At 59.5% G+C, this 21,531-nt stretch carries 17 protein-coding genes; 9 read left to right on the forward strand and 8 right to left on the reverse strand.

Features of this window, described 5'->3' with window-relative positions; translation table 11 throughout:
- Positions 1-68: 68 nt before the first annotated feature.
- The 3 genes from KUF55_RS01595 (at position 69) to KUF55_RS01605 (ending at position 4,039) form a co-directional block, all read left to right on the forward strand.
- A complete protein-coding gene (locus tag KUF55_RS01595) occupies positions 69-1,679 on the forward strand; it encodes an AMP-binding protein (RefSeq protein WP_255557231.1) in 1,611 nt (536 codons plus the stop codon).
- A gap of 524 nt (positions 1,680-2,203) precedes the next feature.
- Complete coding sequence (locus KUF55_RS01600; protein WP_370630942.1) at positions 2,204-2,626, forward strand: LexA family protein; 423 nt, start codon at positions 2,204-2,206, stop codon at positions 2,624-2,626.
- 138 nt (positions 2,627-2,764) lie between these two features.
- Positions 2,765-4,039 carry a Y-family DNA polymerase gene (locus tag KUF55_RS01605; RefSeq protein ID WP_218817790.1) on the forward strand — a complete coding sequence of 425 codons (1,275 nt, stop codon included), beginning with the start codon at positions 2,765-2,767 and terminating at the stop codon, positions 4,037-4,039.
- Here KUF55_RS01605 and KUF55_RS01610 read toward each other — a convergent pair.
- Complete coding sequence (locus KUF55_RS01610; protein ID WP_218817791.1) at positions 4,036-4,470, reverse strand: hypothetical protein; 435 nt, start codon at positions 4,468-4,470, stop codon at positions 4,036-4,038. The two genes, KUF55_RS01605 and KUF55_RS01610, sit on opposite strands and share 4 nt — an antisense overlap.
- A gap of 228 nt (positions 4,471-4,698) precedes the next feature.
- Between KUF55_RS01610 and KUF55_RS01615 the strand changes: the two genes are divergently transcribed.
- Entirely contained in the window at positions 4,699-5,982 is a 1,284-nt protein-coding gene (locus KUF55_RS01615) for a glycoside hydrolase family 3 N-terminal domain-containing protein (protein ID WP_255557232.1), read from the forward strand.
- Here the strand turns inward: KUF55_RS01615 and KUF55_RS01620 are convergent.
- From KUF55_RS01620 to KUF55_RS01640, 5 genes are all read right to left on the reverse strand, one after another.
- Entirely contained in the window at positions 5,979-7,157 is a 1,179-nt protein-coding gene (locus KUF55_RS01620) for a serine hydrolase (RefSeq protein WP_218817793.1), read from the reverse strand. The genes KUF55_RS01615 and KUF55_RS01620 overlap by 4 nt on opposite strands.
- Before the next feature lie 140 nt (positions 7,158-7,297).
- The gene (locus KUF55_RS01625; protein ID WP_218817794.1) at positions 7,298-10,585 is read right to left on the reverse strand and encodes a S8 family serine peptidase; all 3,288 of its coding nucleotides are present in this window, start codon (positions 10,583-10,585) and stop codon (positions 7,298-7,300) included.
- A gap of 424 nt (positions 10,586-11,009) precedes the next feature.
- Positions 11,010-11,834 carry a bifunctional hydroxymethylpyrimidine kinase/phosphomethylpyrimidine kinase gene (thiD, locus tag KUF55_RS01630; protein WP_218817795.1) on the reverse strand — a complete coding sequence of 275 codons (825 nt, stop codon included), beginning with the start codon at positions 11,832-11,834 and terminating at the stop codon, positions 11,010-11,012.
- A gap of 81 nt (positions 11,835-11,915) precedes the next feature.
- Entirely contained in the window at positions 11,916-12,572 is a 657-nt protein-coding gene (locus KUF55_RS01635; RefSeq protein WP_218817796.1) for a hypothetical protein, read from the reverse strand.
- A 174-nt stretch (positions 12,573-12,746) separates the two neighbouring features.
- Positions 12,747-13,397, reverse strand: coding sequence for a TetR/AcrR family transcriptional regulator (locus KUF55_RS01640; protein WP_218817797.1), 651 nt, complete (start codon positions 13,395-13,397; stop codon positions 12,747-12,749).
- Positions 13,398-13,869: 472 nt separating this feature from the next.
- Between KUF55_RS01640 and KUF55_RS01645 the strand changes: the two genes are divergently transcribed.
- The 4 genes from KUF55_RS01645 (at position 13,870) to KUF55_RS01660 (ending at position 17,763) form a co-directional block, all read left to right on the forward strand.
- Positions 13,870-14,595, forward strand: a complete 726-nt coding sequence (locus KUF55_RS01645; RefSeq protein WP_218817798.1) for a queuosine precursor transporter — start codon at positions 13,870-13,872, stop codon at positions 14,593-14,595.
- 144 nt (positions 14,596-14,739) lie between these two features.
- A complete protein-coding gene (locus KUF55_RS01650) occupies positions 14,740-15,432 on the forward strand; it encodes an ATP-binding cassette domain-containing protein (RefSeq protein ID WP_218817799.1) in 693 nt (230 codons plus the stop codon).
- Positions 15,419-17,113: a DUF6297 family protein gene (locus KUF55_RS01655; RefSeq protein WP_218817800.1), complete on the forward strand. Its 1,695-nt coding sequence runs from the start codon at positions 15,419-15,421 to the stop codon at positions 17,111-17,113. The genes KUF55_RS01650 and KUF55_RS01655 overlap by 14 nt, the downstream gene beginning before the upstream one ends.
- 59 nt (positions 17,114-17,172) lie before the next feature.
- Positions 17,173-17,763 (forward strand): DUF4126 domain-containing protein, encoded by a 591-nt coding sequence (locus tag KUF55_RS01660; RefSeq protein WP_132364488.1) that lies wholly within the window; start codon positions 17,173-17,175, stop codon positions 17,761-17,763.
- Positions 17,764-18,137: 374 nt separating this feature from the next.
- Here the strand turns inward: KUF55_RS01660 and tgt are convergent, their stop codons facing one another.
- Positions 18,138-19,424, reverse strand: coding sequence for a tRNA guanosine(34) transglycosylase Tgt (gene tgt, locus KUF55_RS01665; protein ID WP_132364490.1), 1,287 nt, complete (start codon positions 19,422-19,424; stop codon positions 18,138-18,140).
- A 175-nt stretch (positions 19,425-19,599) separates the two neighbouring features.
- On the opposite strand from tgt, the gene KUF55_RS01670 reads away from it, so the two are divergent.
- On the forward strand, positions 19,600-20,670 hold the full coding sequence (locus KUF55_RS01670; RefSeq protein ID WP_218817801.1) for an FUSC family protein: 1,071 nt from the start codon (positions 19,600-19,602) through the stop codon (positions 20,668-20,670).
- Between the two features lie 42 nt (positions 20,671-20,712).
- On the opposite strand, the gene KUF55_RS01675 is transcribed toward KUF55_RS01670, so the two are convergent.
- Positions 20,713-21,516 carry an IclR family transcriptional regulator gene (locus KUF55_RS01675; RefSeq protein WP_132364494.1) on the reverse strand — a complete coding sequence of 268 codons (804 nt, stop codon included), beginning with the start codon at positions 21,514-21,516 and terminating at the stop codon, positions 20,713-20,715.
- Positions 21,517-21,531 lie beyond the last annotated feature (15 nt).

Below are 21,531 nucleotides of genomic sequence, written 5' to 3' on the forward strand. Positions count from 1 at the left end.
CTTTAGTCTAGAAAGGACGATTGTATCGTGCGTCACACGCAAGCGAGCCTCCCGCAGGGGTATGGATCATGATCGGAATAGAGGACTACATGGATGTGCAGCCACTGGCCAACTACTCGGAGCTGACGCCGCTGCGATTCCTGCAACGCTCCGTGGAGGTTTACCCGTCCAAGGACGCCATCGTTCATGGCGCGAGGACCTATAGCTATGCACAATTTGGTGCCGAGGTTCAAAGGTTCGCGAAGGCGCTTGCCGCTCGCATCCACCCGGGAGATCGGGTGGCGGTGCTGGCTCCCAACATTCCAGAGATGCTTTTCGCTCACTACGCCGTCCCGCTTGCGGGTGGTGTCCTCGTGGCGCTGAATACTAGGCTCTCCGCCCGGGAGCTGGGCTACATCATGGAACATTCCGGAGCAAAAATCCTTCTTGCCGACTCCGAGTTGCTGGCCGCAACTGCTTCCCTGCGCTCCGAGATTCCAACCCTTGAGGCTCTCATTGAGATCCAGGATTCGGAGTTCGCCGGGATCAGGCCAGAGGTGGAAGTGGATGACATCTATAGTGACTTCCTTTCCACGGGCACCGGGGCGGATCTTGACTATGCGATTGCCGATGAGCGCGCGCCGATCACGCTGAACTACACCTCGGGGACCACGGGCAAACCCAAGGGTGTGCTGTACTCGCACCGCGGCAGCTACCTGAATTCTCTGGGGGAGGCCTTCCACCAGGGCTTTGACGCGCACACTCGGTATCTGTGGACCCTGCCGATGTTCCATTGCAACGGGTGGTGCACTCCATGGGCGGTCACCGCAGCCGGTGGCACGCACCTGTGCCTGCGCGGCGTGCGCGATCAGCCGGTGTGGGACGCGATTGATGACCTCGGCGTCACCCACCTCTGTGGTGCCCCGACCGTCTGCTCCATCATTGCCGACTCAACCCGGGCCCACGCGCTGGAGCGCGGCATCAAGATCACCACCGCCGGGGCGCCGCCCTCCCCAGCAATCATTCAAAAGCTGCAAAAACTGGGCATTGACGTGGTCCACGTCTACGGTCTCACCGAGGTCTATGGCCCCTATACGATCTGCGAGTATCAGGACGCCTGGGATGATTTGGATCAAGAGGCCAAGGCGCAGAGGGTCTCCCGGCAGGGCGTGGGCATGGTTCAGGCAGAATCGGCGCGCATTGTGGATATGGAGATGAAGGATGTGCCCGCCGATGGGGAAACCATGGGTGAAATCGTGCTGCGTGGCAATAACGTGATGATCGGCTATTACCGCGACGAGGAAGCCACCGCCACCGCGTTCGCCGGAGGGTGGTTCCACACCGGGGATTTGGGTGTGATGCATCCCGATGGCTACATTCAGCTCAAGGACCGTGCCAAGGACATCATCATTTCCGGCGGTGAGAATATTTCGACCATTGAGGTCGAGCAGGCTTTCGCGAGTCATCCGGAGGTCCTGGACGTCGCGGTGATCGGTGTGCCGGACGAAAAATGGGGCGAAACTCCGGTGGCCTACGTTATCCTGTCCAGCGGTTCCCACGTTGATGCCCCAACCCTGCAGGCTCACGCCCGCACCCAATTGGCGGGATACAAGGTTCCCAAAATTATCAAGTTCCCTCAGGATTTGCCGCGTACTTCCACCGGTAAAGTCCAGAAAAACGCGCTGAGACAAAACGCTTAAGCGCTAGAACTGAGGGCCCAGAAAACCGCGTCAACCCACCCGAAACCGAACGTTGGCAGGGTTGACGTGGTGCTATTTCCACGCAGTCACATCCGTGACACCAGCAACATTAGCCACATAGGGTGTACCCAGCACGAGTACTAATCCGCAGGAAATAGGCGACTCCCCCGTCTCTTCCTTGGCTGAAAGAGTAGATATCATGCGTCCTCAACACGTTTCGTTGAAAATCGCGGTGGCCACCTTGTCCACATTGGGTTCCGAGCCCGGGAGGCCACGGCTCGGGCGCAGTATGGCGCTGCGCCGTGTGGATCTTCCCCGGGGGCACGGCCGCCGTTCGGCGGTTATGCCGATGCTCCGGATTGCTGCTGGGTGACGGGGCCGTCCTTTATCTAGAATCACATAGGGTCCGGGCCCGGATACGCCGCGCATTAATCCTTACGCGATGGGGTGGCGGGGGGATTACCCGTGTGAGCTTCCGCTGGTAGGCTGAGTATCGAATCTTTGTTCTAGAAAAGGCGGTGCTCGTGTTCGGAACAGATTTGCCGCAGCCACAGCCGCCCTCGCCCGATTCACAAGGTCCGGTCGGTGCCGTAGAAGCCATGGGGTTTCCCTCTCCGGCGAGAGATTACTACAACGGCGGAATCGATCTGAACCGCCTCCTGATTAGGGACCGAACGTCCACTTTTCTCATGCGCGTCTCCGGCAACTCGATGGCCTCCGCGGGGATCAGCCACGGAGACGAAGTTATTGTGGACAGGGCTCTGGCGCCACGCGATGGATCAGTGGTCATTGCCATCCAAGACGGAGAACTGGTGATCCGCAGGCTAGTAGATCACCGGGGCTCCCTCGTCCTCGTCAGTGACGAAGTGCCAGCAGAACAGGCAGAAGCCGTGGCCGAAGAGACCATCGTGTGGGGCGTCGTCACACGATGTTTGCACCATGTGTAGGAAATCAGTCATCGCGCCGACGCCTCGTGGCGTACCTGCCAGAACTTGTGCCAGCCAGCCTCATCCGAGCGACACCACCGTGGCGGCGTCGGCTACAGGGGTTCCACCTAGATTACAGCGTTCCTTGGCGAGGACATCATGAGCGAACGAATTGCGTTGGTGGACGTTAATAACTTCTATGTCTCCTGCGAGCGGGTCTTTGACCCGAAGCTGGTCGGCCGACCGGTTGTCGTCCTTTCCAACAACGATGGTTGCGTTGTGGCGCGCTCGCAGGAGGCTAAGAACCTAGGAATTACCACCGGTGCACCCTTTTTCCAAGTCAAACAGTTCATGCAAAGCCATGGCATGGTGGTGCGATCGAGCAATTATGAACTCTATGGGGACATGAGTGCCAGGGTCATGGAAGTGCTCTCGCGCTACGGGACATGGCAAGAGGTGTACTCCATCGATGAGTCGTTTATCGGTGTTCAAGGTAATCCCGACCAGCTTGGCAAACTAGCGACAACTATTCGTGCCGCCGTAGCCCGCAGCGTCGGGGTACCGGTGTGTGTGGGCGTTGCGCCCACCAAAACTCTGGCCAAGTTCGCCAACCACGTCGCCAAGCACAATGCCCATCTTGGCGGGGTATGTTCCATGGATTCCATGGACCCACAGCTTGTTGCGGACATCCAATCCAGGGTTCCGGTCACGGATCTATGGGGCGTCGGCTCGCGCACCGGAACCCGGCTCGCCGGGTTGGGCATCACCAGCATCGCTGACCTCAAGGCCGCCGATGTTACTGACATTCGCAAGAAGTTCTCCGTAGTGCTTCAACGCACCGTGCTGGAACTTAACGGAACGCCGTGTATCGCCCACAATGAGGAGCGAGCTGACAAGCAGCAAATCATGTACTCACGCTCGTTCTCCAGCCCCGTGCGAACCATCGAGGAGATGGTTGAGGTGATGTCCATTTATGCCCAACGCGGTGCCTCCCGATTGATGAACGACGGACTCTGGGCCACCTTAGTCACTATCACCGCCGGCACCAGCCGCTTCGCCTCCGGAGAAGCGTCATTCCCCTCGATCACCCTCAAACTTCCCGCGCCCACCCAGGACCCGATTTTGCTGACTCGGCTAGCTGTCGGGGCCATGCGGGAAATCATGCTTCCGGGCGCTTCCTACGTACGCGGAGGTGTCGTTCTCTCCGGATTACAGCCCGAACCCGAGCAAGCGGTCTTTGGAATCTTTGACGCAGGATCGGATGAGAAGCACGTCGGCGATGTGCTCGGAGCGGTCAAGGCCCGGTTCGGGAACAAATCAATTGGCTTAGGCTCTGGGGGACTAGCCACGGAACCCGGGTGGTCGATGAAGCGAGACTATTCCTCGCCAAAGTTCACTACCGAGTGGGCGGAGATTCCGGTCGTGAAGGCCTAGTTTTTGCGGTCATGAGCGGGGGAACAGATTTCCTCGGGGCAGCCTTGCCACGTTTTAGAAAAATGCGCCACGATCTGAAGACCGCGCTCAAAAGCGTACCTTGTGGCAGGGTGGCCGTTCATGATGGTCGCTGAATGGCGGATAGCAAGGAGGAAGAATTGGCACACTGATTCGTAGTTCCATAGGTCCATCGCCGTATCAATGACTTCGTCATGGCTCATGAATTCGGGGTCATCAACCACATCGTGAGCAATCGCGGCGACGATGTCCCTATCTAGGCGGTGGTGCTGATCGCAATCGCACCATTCGATGCCCCGCGATGGAAGCTGCCAAATATCGGGTTCGCGATCAGACTCGGTCGGTTCTTTCGGGTAGTCGGACGGGAATGCAGCAATGAATTTTTGGTTGCTAGATAGCGGGGAAGTTTCCACAGGTTCCTCCTTGAAATGCTCTTGGGCTCAGCATAGGCGTGGCCACCCACAGGTACCCGAGATACCGAGAAGGACGCACACATTAACGAGCGCGGCTGGGTAGGGAATGCCAAGCGGGGGAATACTGGTGGTGAATTTTCTTTCTAAATTCGGGAAATCCCACAAATCTCTGACAGGCTAAAAGTCGAGGGAGAGGAATGAGTCATCATGAACGGCAGGAGAACAGCGATGTACCAGCGTAGAAAACGCCTGTCGCTGATGATGCTCCCGGCACTGGTTTTAGTTGGATGCACCGCGGCACCCGCGCCCAGCACGACGACGCACAGCTCTTCCGCATCGTCCCCCAACACCCGCGCTCCCATCACGATCCCCGAGCCTTCCCCGGTGACCTCGAGTGCAGACACCTCACCTCACGACCCCGGAACCACTGCCACTCCGAGCCCTAGCACCGAGCCGTCGGCTGTCCCGCTAGATGCCGCGCATCGGCAGCTGGCCACGATGAGCAGGAAAGAAAAGATTGGTCAGGTGCTCATGGTGGGAGTCCCTGCCACGGGGAGCAACTCCGCCGATTTATCGACCATCACCCGCAACGCGCTGGGGAATGTGTTCCTCAAGGGTCGAAGTAGTGCAGGGAGTGCGGCAACGGGCGAGGTCGTCGAACGCATTAATACGGCCATCGTCAAGGGAACGGCCGCGGACATCACGCCGTATGTTGCCACCGATCAGGAAGGCGGCAACGTCCAGGTGCTACGGGGTGCCGGATTTTCCACCCTGCCCACCGCCTTGGTCCAGGGCAGCTGGGACAGCACGACACTGACTCACCGCGCCACCGAATGGGGCAAGGAGCTGGCCGCGGTCGGCATCAACCTCAACCTCGCCCCGGTGGCCGACACCGTATCCTCGGCGTCCTTTGCACCATCCAACGGTCCCATTGGACAGTGGAAGCGCGAATACGGTTATACGCCCAAGGCCGTTTCGAAGGCGTCACAAGCCTTCACCAAGGGGATTGGGGCGGCGGGAGTTGACTCCGTTATTAAGCATTTTCCAGGACTGGGCCGCGTCACGCAGAACACCGACATCGCCGAGAATGTCATTGACACCAAGACCACCCGCAATGATCCGTATCTTGAACCCTTCCGGGCGGGCATCGCTGCTGGCAATGAGTGGGTGATGGTCTCCAACTCCTACTACTCCAAGATCGACGCCAAGAACATTGCGCCGTTCTCTTCCACCATCATGCGGGGGATGCTGCGCGAAGACCTCGGTTTTACCGGCGTCATCATTTCCGATGACATGTGCGATGCCACGCAACTTTCGCCGTGGGGCTATGCGACGCGCGCAGTGCGCTTCTTCGAGGCGGGCGGAACCATGATGCTGTGTGTGAATGCTGGGAAGCTGGGCCAGATTTCCGCGGCTCTGGCAGAGCAAGCGAAAAAAGATCCGGGATTCGCTCGCCTCATTGATGCCGCGGCGCTCAAGGTGCTCCAAGCCAAGCAAGACGAAGGTTCCTAGAGAACCAAAAGATATCCTCCGGCCCTTTCGCGCAGCGACGCCAACAGAAGAAGACGCTGCGCTTCGAAGCCCAGCTGGGACTTCTTCGAAATCCAGCCGTATTGATCGCTATGGCCCGATTTCCATCCCTCGGCCCACGAGTGTATGTCTGCGATGAGCTCAGGATCTAGCCCCAGCCGGTGCGGATCGATCTCGCGCCCCGATGAGGGGTCCCCCAACGGCCAGCGCCGCCCATGCGCTGGCTCCAAATGAACCACCAACCGCTCTTGAACACCCAAATACTTGATGAGTAAGGCATCGGGGTTCAGCGTTCCGGATGACGGACAGATGATGGAGGAGCCGACTCCTGTGGCCAGGGAGCTGAAGGCGGCAGACCGGTAGCCCGGACCGCTTCCACCATGACCCCACAGGCGCAGGGCAGGATCCACCATGATCCCCATGGCATATTTGGGTGCCCTCCACGGTGCCGGCGCATTGACAGCAACACAGCTGAAAAGGAGTTCTCGGGCCGCGACGGATATGTAGTCGCCGCGCACGCCCGTCGTTGATTGCAGGATGGTTTGGAAGCGGAGCACGTCGCTCGGCGTGGAGAACGCCGTGCCGGCCGGGCCAGCCCACAAGGTGGAGTAGCCGGTGGGACTCAGCGAGGTTTCGGGTAGTGGATAGCGTGTTGAGACCATGCCCAGCGGCGTAAAGACTTCGCGTTCCAGCACGAGGTGCAAGGGTTCGGCCAACAAGGATTCCAACAGTGCGCCCAAAAACCAGTATCCGGTGTTGCTATAGGTGAAGGATCCGGGGATCCCGGTGGATGAGACGGAGGTGATCTGCTTCAAGTCCCATGGCCGACCCGGCTGCTCGTGGACGGCGCGAAGGTAGGCCGGAGTGTGGGCATAGTCGCCCAGTCCCGCGGTGTGGTTCAGCACCGCTTTGATGCTGCCATGCCCCGGAGCTCCGGGAAGGAATTTAGCGATCTTGTCGGTGACACGCAGGGCGCCGGCATCCATCAATCGCTGTACCGCAGCGGCAATAAACATCCTGGTCAGGCTAAAGACCGGAAGCGCATCTTTGTCACCGAAAATACGCAGGACACCGGATTCGCTGGGATCCCGCCGGGCGGCGGCCGAGTCGGTGGGTAGCTGTGCCACCAACGATTCAAAGGCCGCAGCACTACTCATGGCCATGAGCCTAGGTCAGCATCCGCACGGCGCAAGCAAAAGGCGCGGCCCGGGGAAACCTGCGGTGAAATATTCACCGCGCCGTCCCCGGGCCGCGCCCGTAAGGTGCCAATAGCTTCATCGGAACCAGTGCTGTAGTGCTACTTGCGAGGCTGCACGTCCAATACCTGGGCGCGCTGTCCCGAGGAATTGTGCAGGTGCAGGAGCAGCGCCTTGGCCTTGGTATCGGTGGAGGCTACCGTGGCTTTTAGCTGGCTCTTGTTGAGATCGGCGAACACCGTTCCCTCACCGGCGAAGGACAATGCCGGCTTGATCGCGTTGAAGTCGATCCAGTCGGTGGCGTCAACAGGAACGTTGGCGCCTGTCTCATCGGAGTTGTACTGCGAGTAGGAGTACACGCGGTAGGAGATCGGTGCGTCCGAGCCAGTCAAACCCAGCGCAGCGAGCGACACCGGGAAGCCGGCTACATTGGTGTCGAAGGTATTCGAATCAACATCTCCGCCCAGTCCGTTCAGGAGCTGCAGGTCAACCTGCTTCACGGGGTTCAGACTGTAGGTGGCTACCAGATCGGCGTCGAGTCCGTCGGCGACGGTATTAAAGGTGACAAAGTCTGCCTCGCCGTCGCCATTGGTGTCGATCTCGATGTCGATCTCGGTACCGCCGGCCAAATGCGCCCAGTTGCCCCAGGTGCTCACACCGAAGTTCAGCAGACCATCGGCAGCTCCGGTGCTGGGGGCGGTGGTGGCCGCACCCACGTGCTGCAGATCCATTTCGCGTGCGCCCGGAACCTCATCGGCGCTTGCCGGGAGCTTGGTCGACGATGCGCCAAGTTCAAAGGCGGAGACCAGCGAGCGTACCTGAGTGGCACCGGATCCCGCCACGACGTCGTCGCCGGCAAGTTTGATGGTGCCGGTGGTGGCGCCCTTAGCGAAAGATGCCTTCTTTGCGGCCATGTCGGAAACCAGTTTTGGTGCCGCATGGACGGGAACACGCAAGGTCGGTGCGGTGGAGCTGGTGAGTTCCACTCGACCCGAAACATCGGCAACCCAGGCCCGCGGCAGACCAAGCTGCTCGGTGTCCATGGTTGGATCGATAGTCTTCGCGTACTTGTTCGCATCCACGTTCAACGTCACCTTGACGTTAGTGGTGGCGCCCGCGGCGAGCTTGACCGATTTCTGGCTCAGCGTGTAGCTGGCGCCCGGAATCTTCGTGGCCGGAAGGTAGGCCACCTTGTAGGTCTGGCTCTTATCGGACTTGTTGACCACAGTGATGGACTTGGTGGCCGAGTACTTCTTCTTGTCCACCTCGATGACACCGAAGCTCACGCTGGTGAGGTCCGGGTCCGCGGTGGCGAAGGCGTAGACGGGAGTCTCCAATGCGGCGTCGGCGATCACTCGACCGGAACCCACGCGGTTGGGGCCGTAGGCCTCGCCGTTGGCGGCCAGCACATCCGCGGTGGCGGTATTCATCATGATCGACTTGATTTGGTACGCGGTGTAGTTTCCGCTGCCGGCGACAAGTGCGGCGATGCCCGCGGCGTGCGGGGTGGCCATGGAGGTACCCGACATGACTGCCGGAGCGTTGCCGGTACCCACTCCGACGGAACCGATGAGAGTTCCGGGGGCAGCAATATCCGGCTTCACCACGCCTTCGGAGCCGTGGACACCACGCGAGGAGGACGAGTTTAGTGTGTCTCCCAGCCCGGAGTCACTTGATGCGGTGCCAACGAGCGCCGGATCCAGGGTGACGTTCAGGGTGCCGGCCTGGGCTGCCGGGCGCAAGGTATCGGAGTAGGCCTTGGTGAACTGTGCGCCGGGGATGGTCGCGTTGCCGGCGATGCCGGCCTCGAAGACCGAGACCTCGGAGTCCAGGATGACTCCGGTGGCGCCGGCTGCCTCGGCATTGTTAAAGCGGGTTCCGGAGCCACAGGGGAACTCGAGGTTTTCGCTCCACTGGAGCCACACCCACTTACCGGTAAGCGAGCCCGCCTCAAAAGGATCGCAGCCGAAGGCGTTGGACTCCGGGGCCATCACCACGGCGCCGCTTAGCGCAGCGGGATCGGCGGCGGTGTAGTTGAAGTTGGAGGAATACTGACCGGCCGCGGTGCCAGCGTTCTCGGCAGGAGCATTGACGGTGATGCCATCGAGCGTGACCTTGGTGGCCACGGAGTTAGCGACGGTCAGTGCGGAACGGGCATTGCCCGGGGAGCCTCCGACGTCCGTCACGTCACCGGCGTTGCCCGAAGCCACCACCGAGAGGATGCCCAAGTCGGTCAGCGAATTAACAATGTCATTTTCCGGGTCATCGGCTGGGGAATGATCCGAGCCCAGCGACATGTTCACAATCTGGGCGCGGTCATCGAAGTTGCCATCGTTGTTGGGGTCCAACACGTAGTCAAGAGCCTGACCCACCACAGAGGAAGAACCGCCACAGCCGAAGACACGAATGCCAACTAGCGCGGCTTCCGGGGCGCTGCCGGGACCGATGCGCATGGCCGCTACATCGTCAGCCGTGAGTTTGGTGTAGTCGCCGGTAAAGGTGGAGCCGTCAGCGTTAACGCCGTAACCGGCTGCCGAACCTGCGACGTGGGAGCCGTGTCCGGCGGCCGCACAGTCCAGCGGGTTGGCGTCGGGCTGCGGAACCGGCTGGTAGTCCTCGGCATCGGGGTCGGCGTTGTAGTTATCGCCCACCAGATCCCATCCGCCGATGAACTTGGCCGGATCGTAGAGTCCGGAGTCAGCAGCGGGGAGAGCTGTCGAGTCCTGTGCCTGCTTGTATCCGTCGACGGTTCCGGGTCCACCGAATCCGGCGTGGGTGTAGTCGATGCCGGTATCCAGAACGGCAATGGTGACGCCTTGGCCGGTTTCTTGTAACGCGCTCCATGCTTGCAGGGCGCGGGTGTCGATGTCGGCGTTCTTGTTCTCGGGTGACTTGGGAACAATGGCGGTGATCTTCTTGACGTCGCTGCGTGAAGCCAATGCGCGCAACGCCTCCGCGTCGCCGCGTAGCGCAACTCCGGGAATGGAGTTGGTGGTCGAGTAGATGACATCGGCCTTGGCCTGCGCTGCCGCAGACTTTCCCTTGGCCTTGATGTCGTTACGGATTTCCTTGACCTTGCCAGCGTTCTTGGTGGTCTTGCCGTGGGGCTTTTTGGCGCTGTCTGGCTGGGTGGCGGTAAACGCGCCCTGTCCCTCGAACTGCACGAATACGGAAACTTCTCCGCTGGCAGTGGACAGGGGGCCAGCTACCTTCAAGTTCTGCAACGACTTGGTGGCTAGTCCGCCGATTGATGGGGAATCGCCATTCGGGGCGACGTCGATCGTGGGAGGTGCTGCAAGAGAGGGGACGGACATGGTGACGGCCAGGGCTAGCCCGGATGCCGATGCCAAAATCGTCCGCGCAAGCTTGTGGCGACGCGGGGTAAGCATAGTTCTCCTTGAATGGGATGGGAGCGATGCGAGAAACACCCGTGAAACAGGGGAATCCCAAGCGACATCCTATGTGAGTTCAAGCACATATCAAGGGGTTGTTTGATATTTTTTACAAAAAAGACATCGTGCCGACCCAAGTGCCCATGCGTGTGAGAGTCGTTGGTGAGGGAAGCTGGGGACGAAGTGTCGGCGCTGGTTGTTAGCGTGTTTTCAGGTCGGTGGTTCTGTGAGGAACCTCAGCCGATCAGCATGAGCGCCGGAATGTATCACCGGGTTGCGGGTGGCCCTGGGCAAGGACGTCGACCGCAATTGAGGGACAAACATACGGTGTGGCTCGGCCGTTTCTTGGGGAAACGAAAAACGCTGGTCCCATGCAATTTGCATGGGACCAGCGTTTACTCATCGCCGAAGGTATTCAGGATTAGCGTGAACCGCCCTGCCACAATGCATCAAAGGGAGCCGCCGAGGAAACGCGGTTCTTGATGCCCTCGGTAACAAAGGCCTTTGCGTTGCGAGCAGCCTGCAAGGGTGTCTCACCCTTGGCCAGCTCCGCGGTGATCGCAGCAGCTAACGAGCAGCCAGCACCAGAGACTGCAACCTCGCCGACCTTGGGTGCGGAGAGAATCTCGAGGGTTTCACCGTCGTAGTAGACGTCCACGGCTTCGCTGCCAGCAAGGCGGATTCCGCCCTTGGCCAGTACCGTTGCCCCCGAGATGGCATGGATCTTCTTGGCGGCCTCGGTCAGGTCCTCAACGTTGTTGATCTTCATCCCGGAGAGGGACTCGGCCTCAAAGTGGTTGGGGGTAACAAAGGTGGCAAGTGGCAACAGGTTTGCTTTGAGCGCTTCGTCGGTGTCCAGCGCGTGGCCCGGCTCCTGGCCCTTGCAGATCAACACAGGGTCGAGCAAAACGTTGTCCCATTGCTGGGACTTTAGAGCCGTTGCGACGGTGTTGATGGTGGCCGGGGAGCCCATCATGCCGAGCTTTACGGTTTTTAGATCTGCGGCGTAACAGGTCTGGATGGCTTCCAGCTGATCGGCAATGACCTGTGGTTCGACGGGAACGAAGCGATGGTTCCAGTTGTCCTTCGGGTTAAAAGATACGATGCACGTCAACGCGACAATGCCGTAGGTGCCCAGTTCCTGGAAGGTCTTCAGGTCGGCCTGGGCGCCGGCGCCGCCGGTTGCTTCAGATCCGGCGATGGTCAAAGTGATGGCGGGACGGTTCCCGGTGGAGACAGAGGTCATGAATTCATTTTAGGCGCGCTTTTCCATGCTACGGCGCAGCCACGATCATCGGATGGCCAGATCGATAGTCGCTGTTAGCATTCAGGACCGGGTGAACGTGGTCAACTGAGTGGCGTTGGACCACCCCGCGGGCCGATGTTCGCGTGTGCCCTGAGCGGTGTCGGCGCAGATCACCATAAACAACACCGCCAAGCCCTGACCCGCAGCGGCGGCCGAGAGATTGGCCAAGATGGCTGCACGGAATTGCTCAACGTTTGCGGTGGCCGTGATGCTGGGATCGGCCAATAGCGCAAAACCGTCGCCGAAATGGACTCGACCCCGACCCGCGGTTGCATCAAAATCGGCAATTTCAACCACGTCATAGTCGTTCATGGGAGCTTCAAAGAGCGTGGCCGTTTCGGGCAACTGTGCCACCTGTTCCACATCGCTGGACAGGGCAGCCAACAACACTCGGCGGTCGGTGAGTGTCCACCCGCGTGTGGCCAGATCCCGACCAACCTCTGCATCGGGGGTACCGAGGAACGTCAAACGTGTCTGGGAATCGGGGGAGTCTGCTGTGGTTTTTTCTAACAGCCCGTTGAGATCGGAAGCAGCGGGCCATCTGCTGGTGATTTCATAGTCACTACCGTCTTCGGAAACGCTGTGGAGTTGGCCGTCTTCATCTCGCAGTACCGTGCGGTCTCTAAGTACGGCAAATGCCTGAACCCAATGCGGGAGGGTGGTGGACTCGAACGACATTCAGGATGCTCCTATTTCTCATAGAGGTCATCGCAGGAACACGAGGGACGCGACGTGGCAGACCAACCGGTGGGGCTGCCGCTGACTATTCCTCCGCATTTCCTACTTCACTACCGACTCTACGCCTGCTGCGGGTGGTGCTTGGGACACTGCGAGGATCACCCGCCACGCTGATCACCGGGAGATGGAACGAACCAAGGAGAGCAAGTCATCGAGGATGCTGCGCACTACGGGTAGGCGCGAAAGGACGACCAAACGGGCGATGACCGGCGAAATGTTTTTGATGAGTCGATGGCTACGTGATGCCTCGTCCGAAGTGTCGTAGGCCCAAAAGAGGAAAATGCCACGTTGGATCAACCAGAGAAGTTCGGGAAGGTCATGACGAATGGCTAGCGGCGGCAACGGACTACTGGCAGACACCACTTGGCGCCACAGCTCAAATTCCATGCTTCGTTGCGCTTCGTTGGGCTCTGCGGGAGATTCGGCAAAAGCCGCGCGGATAAAAGCGGGGCCAAATTCGTGGAACGGCGCCAGAATTTTCAAGCCGTTGCCCAGCGCCAAGCGAATGTTGGCTTCCAAGTTGTTCCCCGGGCGTAGCAACGGTCCAACGCTACTTCGGTGTTTCTGCACCAATCCACGAAATAACTCGTGGACGATCTCATCCTTTGAATCGAAGTAGTAGTACGCGTTGCCCAAAGAAAGGCCGGATTCTTGGGCGATACTGCGCATCGTGGTGCCAGCAAACCCTTGGGCAGCGAATAACTTCATGGCAGTGTCCAGCAGCAGCTGACGTGTTTCAACGCCCTTTGCTGTTTGCTGTCCCATGACTTTCCCCTTACTGGCTCTTCGCTGACACTCATTATAGTCATTTTTGAACGTGTTCAAAAATGCGCTGTTTTGGTCAAAGCCCGAGTTCCCCTGCGGGTCTTTAGAGGTTTTCGATTTCCTCGGGAAACCGCAAAGTTCATGTGTGTAGACACAGAACGCATAGGAAACGGCTGAACGATTTTCAACGGTTGAAGGCACGTCCCCAGCTTTCGGGGCCCGGCCATGAGGGAGCGATGACATGACGGATGGGAGTCGAATCAACGCGGGTAATGGGGTGTGCGGACATTAGCAGTGGAGCTGTTGATTCCGGTACAGCGGCGCCGCCCACCCGACATGGGATACTTGAACCTCAAGTGCTAATACAGCGAGTGGTCCTGGCTGCACACACTTTCCATCGGCGTACCTCGCCTTGGAAGTTGTTGCTCTCCGGGGCCAACTTGGCGAACCACTTCTTCGATTGGGTACAACCATGGGCGAAAAATCCGCCTCCATCAAACTACGTCCACAGGCTTCGCGCGCCATTTTTGCGTCCGCGGGAAGCCCCTATTTTTCCACGGTGCTGGCACTGATGGCCGTCGTGGTCATCCTCTCCAACATCGGCGCCGCGAAGGGGGTGACCTTTGGCCCGATCGTCACCGACGGTGGGTTCTTCCTTTTCCCGCTGGCCTACATCCTCGGCGATGTCATCTCCGAGGTTTACGGCTTTAGGGTCGCCCGCCGGGCCATCATCACCACCTTTGTGCTGGCAGCCTTCTCCACCCTCTGCTTCTGGATCATGATCGAATTGCCCGCCGCCGATTGGTATGACGGCCAGGCCGCACTCGAGCGCACACTGGGACCGGTCTGGTTGATCGTCCTAGCTTCGTTACTGGGGTTCTTGGTGGGACAAACACTGAATTCATTTGTCTTGGTAAAGATGAAAGAACGCTTTGGAGAACGCGGGCTGGTAGGACGCCTCATGGGTTCCACGGGGGTGGGAGAATTCGCCGACACCTTGATCTTCTGTTCCATTGCGGCTTCCGTCATCGGGATAACCGACCTGAAGACGTTCCTGAATTACCTGGTGGTCGGTTTCGTTTACAAAACCGCGGTGGAGTTCCTCTTTGTCCCCGTGACGACGCTGGTCATCCGCTGGTTTAAGCGACGTGAACCTAGCTATGTCGCCACTGGCTCGGAGGCCAATAACGCCGTTTAGCCGCGCACCACTAATAAGGGGCGGCAAGCCCATCTTTCACCAATGGCACATGGTCAAGGGGAGGCTTGCGGCCCCTTGTTGTGTCCGCGGTTCTCATCCGAAATGCTGAGGCTTGCTGGTGTGGAGCATTGGTAGCATCGGGGCATGGAGACCACTCACCGCGAGCTGCTACGGGCCACCGGACTAGTCGCTGGCTATGGCGGTAACGACGTGTGCGGCCCGGTAGACCTTGTGCTCGAAGCAGGCCAAGCGCGGGGTATTGTCGGGTTTAATGCCGCAGGTAAATCCACGCTGCTGCGCACCCTGGTGGGATATCAGGAACCCGTCAGCGGAGAATCTGTGATCCTGGGATCGTTCACGGACGACTCAAGTTTCATCTACAGAAAAGCTGTGTCGGTGGTATTCGACGAAGATGCGTTCTTCCCCTCACTGAGCGTGGAAGAACATCTGCAGCTGATTGCCGGCGGCCACCAGATCGAGGAGCCGCAAGCCGCGGTCGAGGCGGAATTGAAATTCTTTGACCTCACTGCGGCTCGTACCTCATATCCTCACCGCTTGTCCTCCGGGCAGCGCCGCAGATTGCTGTTGGCCGCGGCACTGGTACGCCCATCCCTTTTACTGGTCCTAGATGAACCCGAACAACGACTGGACCCGGTCATGCGCGCCGCCCTAGCGCTACGTCTACGACGTCTGGCCGATGCCGGCACGGCGCTGCTGGTCATCACCCATGATCCCGAGTTCCTCACCATGGTGGCTGACTCCGTGCTGCTCATCGTGGATGGTCAGGTCATAGAGGCAAGTGTCCAAGACGGGGCGGCATCGATTGCCCACGGCTGACGCGCTGGCGGCTCTGGATAACACGCCCGTGGACTTTGACCCATGGGCGCGAAACCGCGTGGCGGAAAAGTTAGCTCGCCGCGATGACTTCTGGGACCGTTTGGGCGATTTTTATGTCACCATGCTGGGCGCTGCGATCATTTTTTCCTACGCCGCGGGTCTGGCCTTTGCCTTCGCTGACCAACTTCGATCCGCGTCCGACGGAGGATTGATCCGGGATGGCCTTGGGGTGGTGCCCGGCTCATCCGCCGCCTCGGCGCTGGTCATGCTCGGCTTATTGGGTGGTTTGTCGCTGATTGCTCGTCTGGGCCCGGCCGCTGTGGACCGGGCTCAAGGGTTTTGGTGGTTGAGTTTGCCCGTGGTGCGGACCGGGTTCCTGGCTCGATTGCTGCGTCAGCGATTGGTCAGTACTTTCGCCATTGGTGCCTTCCTTTGGCTGCCCATCGGCTATGGAAGCGTGATGGCGGGCATATCGCCCGGCTCAGCGCTGGGAGTGTTGCTCGGCGCCGTGACCCTAGGGATGCTTTTTGTGCTGATCTCACTACTGGCTGCGTTCTCGCAGACCCGCGGGCGGGGGCCAACCTTCCTTGCCGTGCTGAATTGGATGTGCGCAGCGGTGCTGGTGGCTTATCTGGTGGACGTGCTCTTGCGGGTGGGCGGAAGCGGCACCATGGAATGGTTCTGGTTTTCGCTGCCTTCCCGGTTGCCCGTAGTGGCCCAGGCTGGAGCCTGGTGGGTCCCAGTGGCCCTGATCGGTGCGGCTCTTGCCGGGTTCGCCGTACTGAGGGGCCAACTTCAACGTATTCCGAGTGCGGAATTAATCTCTCGAGGGGCGTCCAGCGCACATGCTGGTGCCGCGCTGGCAATGCTAGACGATAAGGCACTAGGTAGTGCCATAGGCGCCGCGGGCTCCGGGGACAGCAAACGGGTCATGCTGGTACTGGCAAGAAATAAGCAACGCGGAGGAGATCTCTTCTCGCGTATGCTTCCGGCGTCATGGGTCCGCGGCCCATTTTCGGCCCTGATCCGGGCCGAATTCTTGGTACTCCTGCGCACCAAGAAGACCTGGAGCGGGCTATTGGCGGGATGGAGTGTGCCGCTGGCCGGCGTCTTTGCCGTCCAGGGTGCGAGCGCGGTGGTGCTCGGAATACTGGTGATCGTCGGAGCGATTCTGGCGGCGCGGGCAGCCTCGGCGGCGGCTGCCCAAGCTGCGGATGTGCCAGCGCTGGATTCCATCATTCCGCTGAATCGCGGTGCGGTGCGCCAGACCCACGCGCTAGTCGCAGCGCTGCTGCTGGTCCCCTGGGGGATTTGCCTTGCCGCATTCCTGGGCTGGGCGGTGCACTTAGAGGGGACGGGATTCCTTCTGATGCTCGGTCTCGGTGCCCTCACGGGAATCGGTTTGGCCGCGGGCGCCGTGAGAATGGCTTTCCGACCAGCACTGGATTGGGGCTCTGTTTTGCTCATGTCCGCCGTGGGAAAGGCCGCAGGGCCCATGATTCAGCATCTACTCTACGGCTACGACGTCATGGTGCTCTCGGTCATCGGGCTGCTGGCGGCGTTCGTCTTAGTGCCGGTACCGCCCACCTTGATCCTGTTAGCCGTGCTGGTTGCCGTTGTTGCTTGGGCGGCGGGAACATCAACGGCGGTGCGCTCTCACGCTCACCGTTCTCAGCTGTAGCACGAAGCAACGATCGTGAAATCTGTGGCTGATACCGATTCTGCCCCTACGATGGGCTCATGGAACTCCTTACGGCAGCTGGGCTGAGCTCGGCAGCAGGATTAAACGCCTACATCCCCTTGCTCATATTGGGGTTGTTAAACCGCTTCACCGCATGGGTGGCATTACCCGAGGGGTGGGGCTGGCTGTCCAACGGTTGGGCGCTGGGAATACTGGCCGTGCTTCTGGTGATCGAGGTGGTGGCGGACAAGATACCAGTTGTTGATTCCTTTAATGACGTACTGCAGACCGTGGTACGTCCAGCCTCGGGCGGGCTGGTTTTCGCCTCCGGAGTCGGCGCGCAGACCATCGCCGTAAACAACCCCGATGCCACGTTCGGAACCTCGCAATGGGTACCGTTGGTGATCGGTGCGGGGATCGCGTTGATCTTCCATCTGCTGAAGTCTGGGGCTCGACCATTGCTGAATTTGGGGAGCGCTGGAGTCGCCGCGCCGGTGGTCAGCACCGCCGAAGACGGAGCATCACTGGGTCTAAGCGTCTTGGCCATCGCTCTGCCGGTCGTGGTGATCATTGTGGTCGTGGGCCTTGGCGTATTGCTTCTCTTTGGGGTGGCGAAGTTGCGTCCGCGACGAATGCGGAAGGCAATCTAAGGCCATAGAACGGTGGGCGTTTAACGCCACACTCGCGGCCCTCCGCTCAAGGAAAACCGCGAATGTGGTGGGTGGCTGCAACGCGAGATTCTTTTGTGGGTGTAGCGTCATCGGGTCCGGAACCCCTCGCTGCTGCGGCAACGCCCTTCGGTTGTTACTTTGCCGAATCGGAATCCTGTGTCGCGTCAACGGCGTTGATGCGACACTCGATGCTCGGGATTTTGGGGGCCCAAATTCTTTCGGTTCCGCCATGCTTCGACATCGACAACAACTCCCGCCAATGCCATGGAACGCAGCAATGATTCACGAGTTGATTCAAGGAGCAGCCTGCCGATGACCAATGCGACGATGCTGTGGATGGCGACCTAGGTGGGCTACAGGCCTTGCGGGTCCGGCGCTCCCGCGTAGTAGCGCGACATGACTGAATCCTTGAGCTCGTAGAACGTGCCCTCCTCGATAGCCAGACGTGCATCATCAACCATCTTGACCACAAAACGTTCGTTGTGGATCGAGATCAACGTATGGCTGACTAGTTCCTTGGCCTTAAAAAGGTGGTGAATGTAGGCGCGGGTGTAGTGCTGGCAGGTGTAGCAGTCGCACTCATCGGAGAGCGGAGTGAAGTCCGTCTTGTAGCGTTGGCCCGAAAGATTAAAGCGGCCGTTCGGCGTGTAGAACGCCGAGTTGCGAGCCACTCGGGTGGGGGAGACGCAGTCGAAGGTGTCAGCACCGTTTTCGATCGCGGTGAAGAGGTCATCGGGTTCGGAAATACCCAGCAGGTGGCGCGGCTTGTTCTCCGGAAGTTCTTCGGCGCACCAGCCCACGATGGTACCGAGATTTTCCTTCTCCAAAGCACCACCAATGCCGAAGCCGTCAAAAGCCATGGCCCCTAGATCCTGGCACGCCTGACGGCGGAGATCTTCATACTGGGCGCCCTGGATGACACCAAAAAGTGCTTGGTAGTCCTTACCAACGCGTGAATCGGTCAGGTTGAAGTGTTCGGCTACGCAGCGTTCGGCCCACTGTCGGGTGCGCTCAAGGGATTCAACTTGGTAACCGCGTGAGTTCTGCAATGTGGTCAGCTCGTCGAAGGCGAACATGATGTCGGCGCCGATTTTGTGCTGCACGTTCATCGAGATCTCGGGGCTGAAACGGTGCTTCGTGCCATCGATGTGGCTCTTGAACCAGACGCCGTCGTCGTCCACATTGGCCAATCGTTCCTTGCCGGGGGCCACTGCGTCGTCTGGCCCCGACTGGTCCACCGACTTCATATCGATAACCTTCTTGAAGCCAGAGCCAAGGCTCATGACCTGGAATCCACCGGAGTCGGTGAAGGTGGGGCCCGACCAGTTCATGAACTTGCTTAGCCCGCCGGCCGTATCAAGAATGTCAGGACCCGGCTGAAGGTAGAGGTGGTAGGCGTTAGCCAGCACCGCCTGTGCACCGAATTCTTTGACGGATTCCGGAAGAACCGCCTTGACCGTGGCCTTGGTGCCCACAGCGATGAAAGCCGGGGTCTTGATCGTCCCGTTCGGGGTGGTGATCACACCCGTACGGCCTTTTGACACCGAGCCATCGGGTTGTGTCAGCCGAGTTCCGAGTTCAAAGGTGAACTCGCTCTGGCGCGAGTGGGGCACTGAGGCGTCAAAAGAATCATGGGGCACCTACCTAGTGTGCCGCATGGTCCCGGTGAGAAGGCAAAATGTGGGCGTGCATTGGCTCACCTCGGGGTATTTCTTCGCTCACATCATCGACTATCAGCACGGTGTACGGCGTAGCGTTGGAATGAGACCTGGCAGGATCCAAGCCAGCGCAACAGAGAGCGGCTACCAAGCAAACATGGGCAAAAATTACGGCAGTCTGTTGACCCTTGGACCAGCACACAACGATCACTGGATTGCTCTGCGCACCGGAATCGGTGTGTTTGTACCGCTTTTTGTCCTACTTGCCGTTGGCCGGCTGGATCTGATGATCTTCGTGATTTTTGGTGCCTTCACCGGTGTGTATGGACGAGTTCCTGGATATCTGAACCGGCTGGTGGCTCAGTCGAAGGCCGGTGCATTGTTCCTAGCGGTCATCCTTTTAGCGGTGCTTTCCTCTGAATTCATGGTTGACCATGAGGACCTGGTGCGTGGAGCCTGGACGATCGTCATTTTGACCACGGTCGTTTCGGGTGTCTGTAACGTCGCCACCTCCTTCCTCCAGCTTCGGCCCGGCGGCTCGCTCTTCCATATCTTCGCTTTTGCTGCCATCGCTTCGATGCCTATGCAACCGCCGATGCTCGAATCCATGGTGGCAGCATTGGCGGCCGTGGCCTTGGCCATCGTCATTGGTTTTTCCGGCAGCATGTTCCCCGGTAATCAGGGATGGGGGGAACGTGCGCAGCTCCCAGTGCTCTCCGCCAAGGTGCGTACGGCGATCTGGTGGGAATCACTTTTCTACCTGCTGGCTGCAGGGCTGGCCGGAACCATTGCCACGCTGCTCGCGCCAGTACTCTCCACGGGGCACAGCTATTGGGCCATGGTGGCGGCAGTGGTCCCGCTGGTGGGGCACACCACGGGCCTGCGGGTGCGCCGTGGGCTGCACCGTATCTTGGGAACGCTCACCGGCATCGTGGTCATGGCGGCGATTATCGCGTTCCAGCCACCGATCTGGGTGCTTTTGATCGTCATCGGGATGCTGCAGGTCTGCGCCGAGCTGTTCATCGCCAGAAACTACTTCATCGCCCAAATCTTCGTGACACCGTTGGCGCTGGTGGGAGTCTCCATCGGAACCGGATTGAGCACCAAGCTGCTTTATGACAGGGTGCTGGAGACAATCATTGGCGCCGTCGTTGGTGTGATTGTGGTGTTGCTGGGTTCGCTCTTCGGCTCCTGGTACAAGCGGCGAATACTTCCGGCACAATCATAAAAATCGGCCAGCGAGGAGCCGGAGCCGGCTGGCGATCTGTTTTTAGCTGCCGAAGGTATGTCCCGAATAGCCAAGCTTGCGAGAAATCTGCAACGCCGTCTGCGACATGACCGAGGTCAGTGCCTTCATGCGTTCCTTGGGCATGTAGGGACTGGTGGCAGAGATGCTGATAGCAGCGATGATTTTGCCGCTGCCATCACGAATCGGTGCTGCTACACAACGAATTCCGGGCTCGTTGTCTTCCAAATCAAGGGCCGTTCCCGCGTTAGCATAACTCGCCATGCGCTTGAGGAAGTCGTCTTTGGACAGCGACGTCGATTGTTCCACCGGGGACTCGCGGTCAAAAGTCTCTTCCCAGCGCTCCGGGGTATCTAAGAGCAGCGCCTTGCCAATTCCGGTGCGGCTGAGCGGCATCCGTAACCCAATGCGGGATCGCATCTGCGCTCCGCGCGTTCCTGGCACTTTGTCTACGTATAGAACCTGGGACTCGTCCTCGACGGCCAGGTGGACGGTGTCCTGATACTTTCGAGCCAACTCCTCAAGAATGGGCTTGGCGATCACCGGGACCGGGCTTTGATACAGGGCATGGAACCCGAGCTCGATCAAGGCCGGACCTAAACTGAAATCGGTTCCGTGACTACTACGCAGGAACCCTCGCTGGTTCAGCAACTGCACCAGCCGATGAGCGGTGCTTTTCCCGATTCCAGTTGCTGCGGAGACCTCGTTCAATGTCGTTGCTCCATCGGCGATGGCCCGCAAAACGTCAAGCCCACGCGCCAAGGTGAGAGTTCCGATCGGCGGAGTGTCCGCATGGCGGACAGGGGCTGGAGTGGGGTCTTGATTCATGGCTTGACTACTCTC

The organism is Paeniglutamicibacter sp. Y32M11 (genome assembly GCF_019285735.1).
In the GTDB taxonomy this organism is placed as follows: Bacteria; Actinomycetota; Actinomycetes; order Actinomycetales; family Micrococcaceae; genus Paeniglutamicibacter.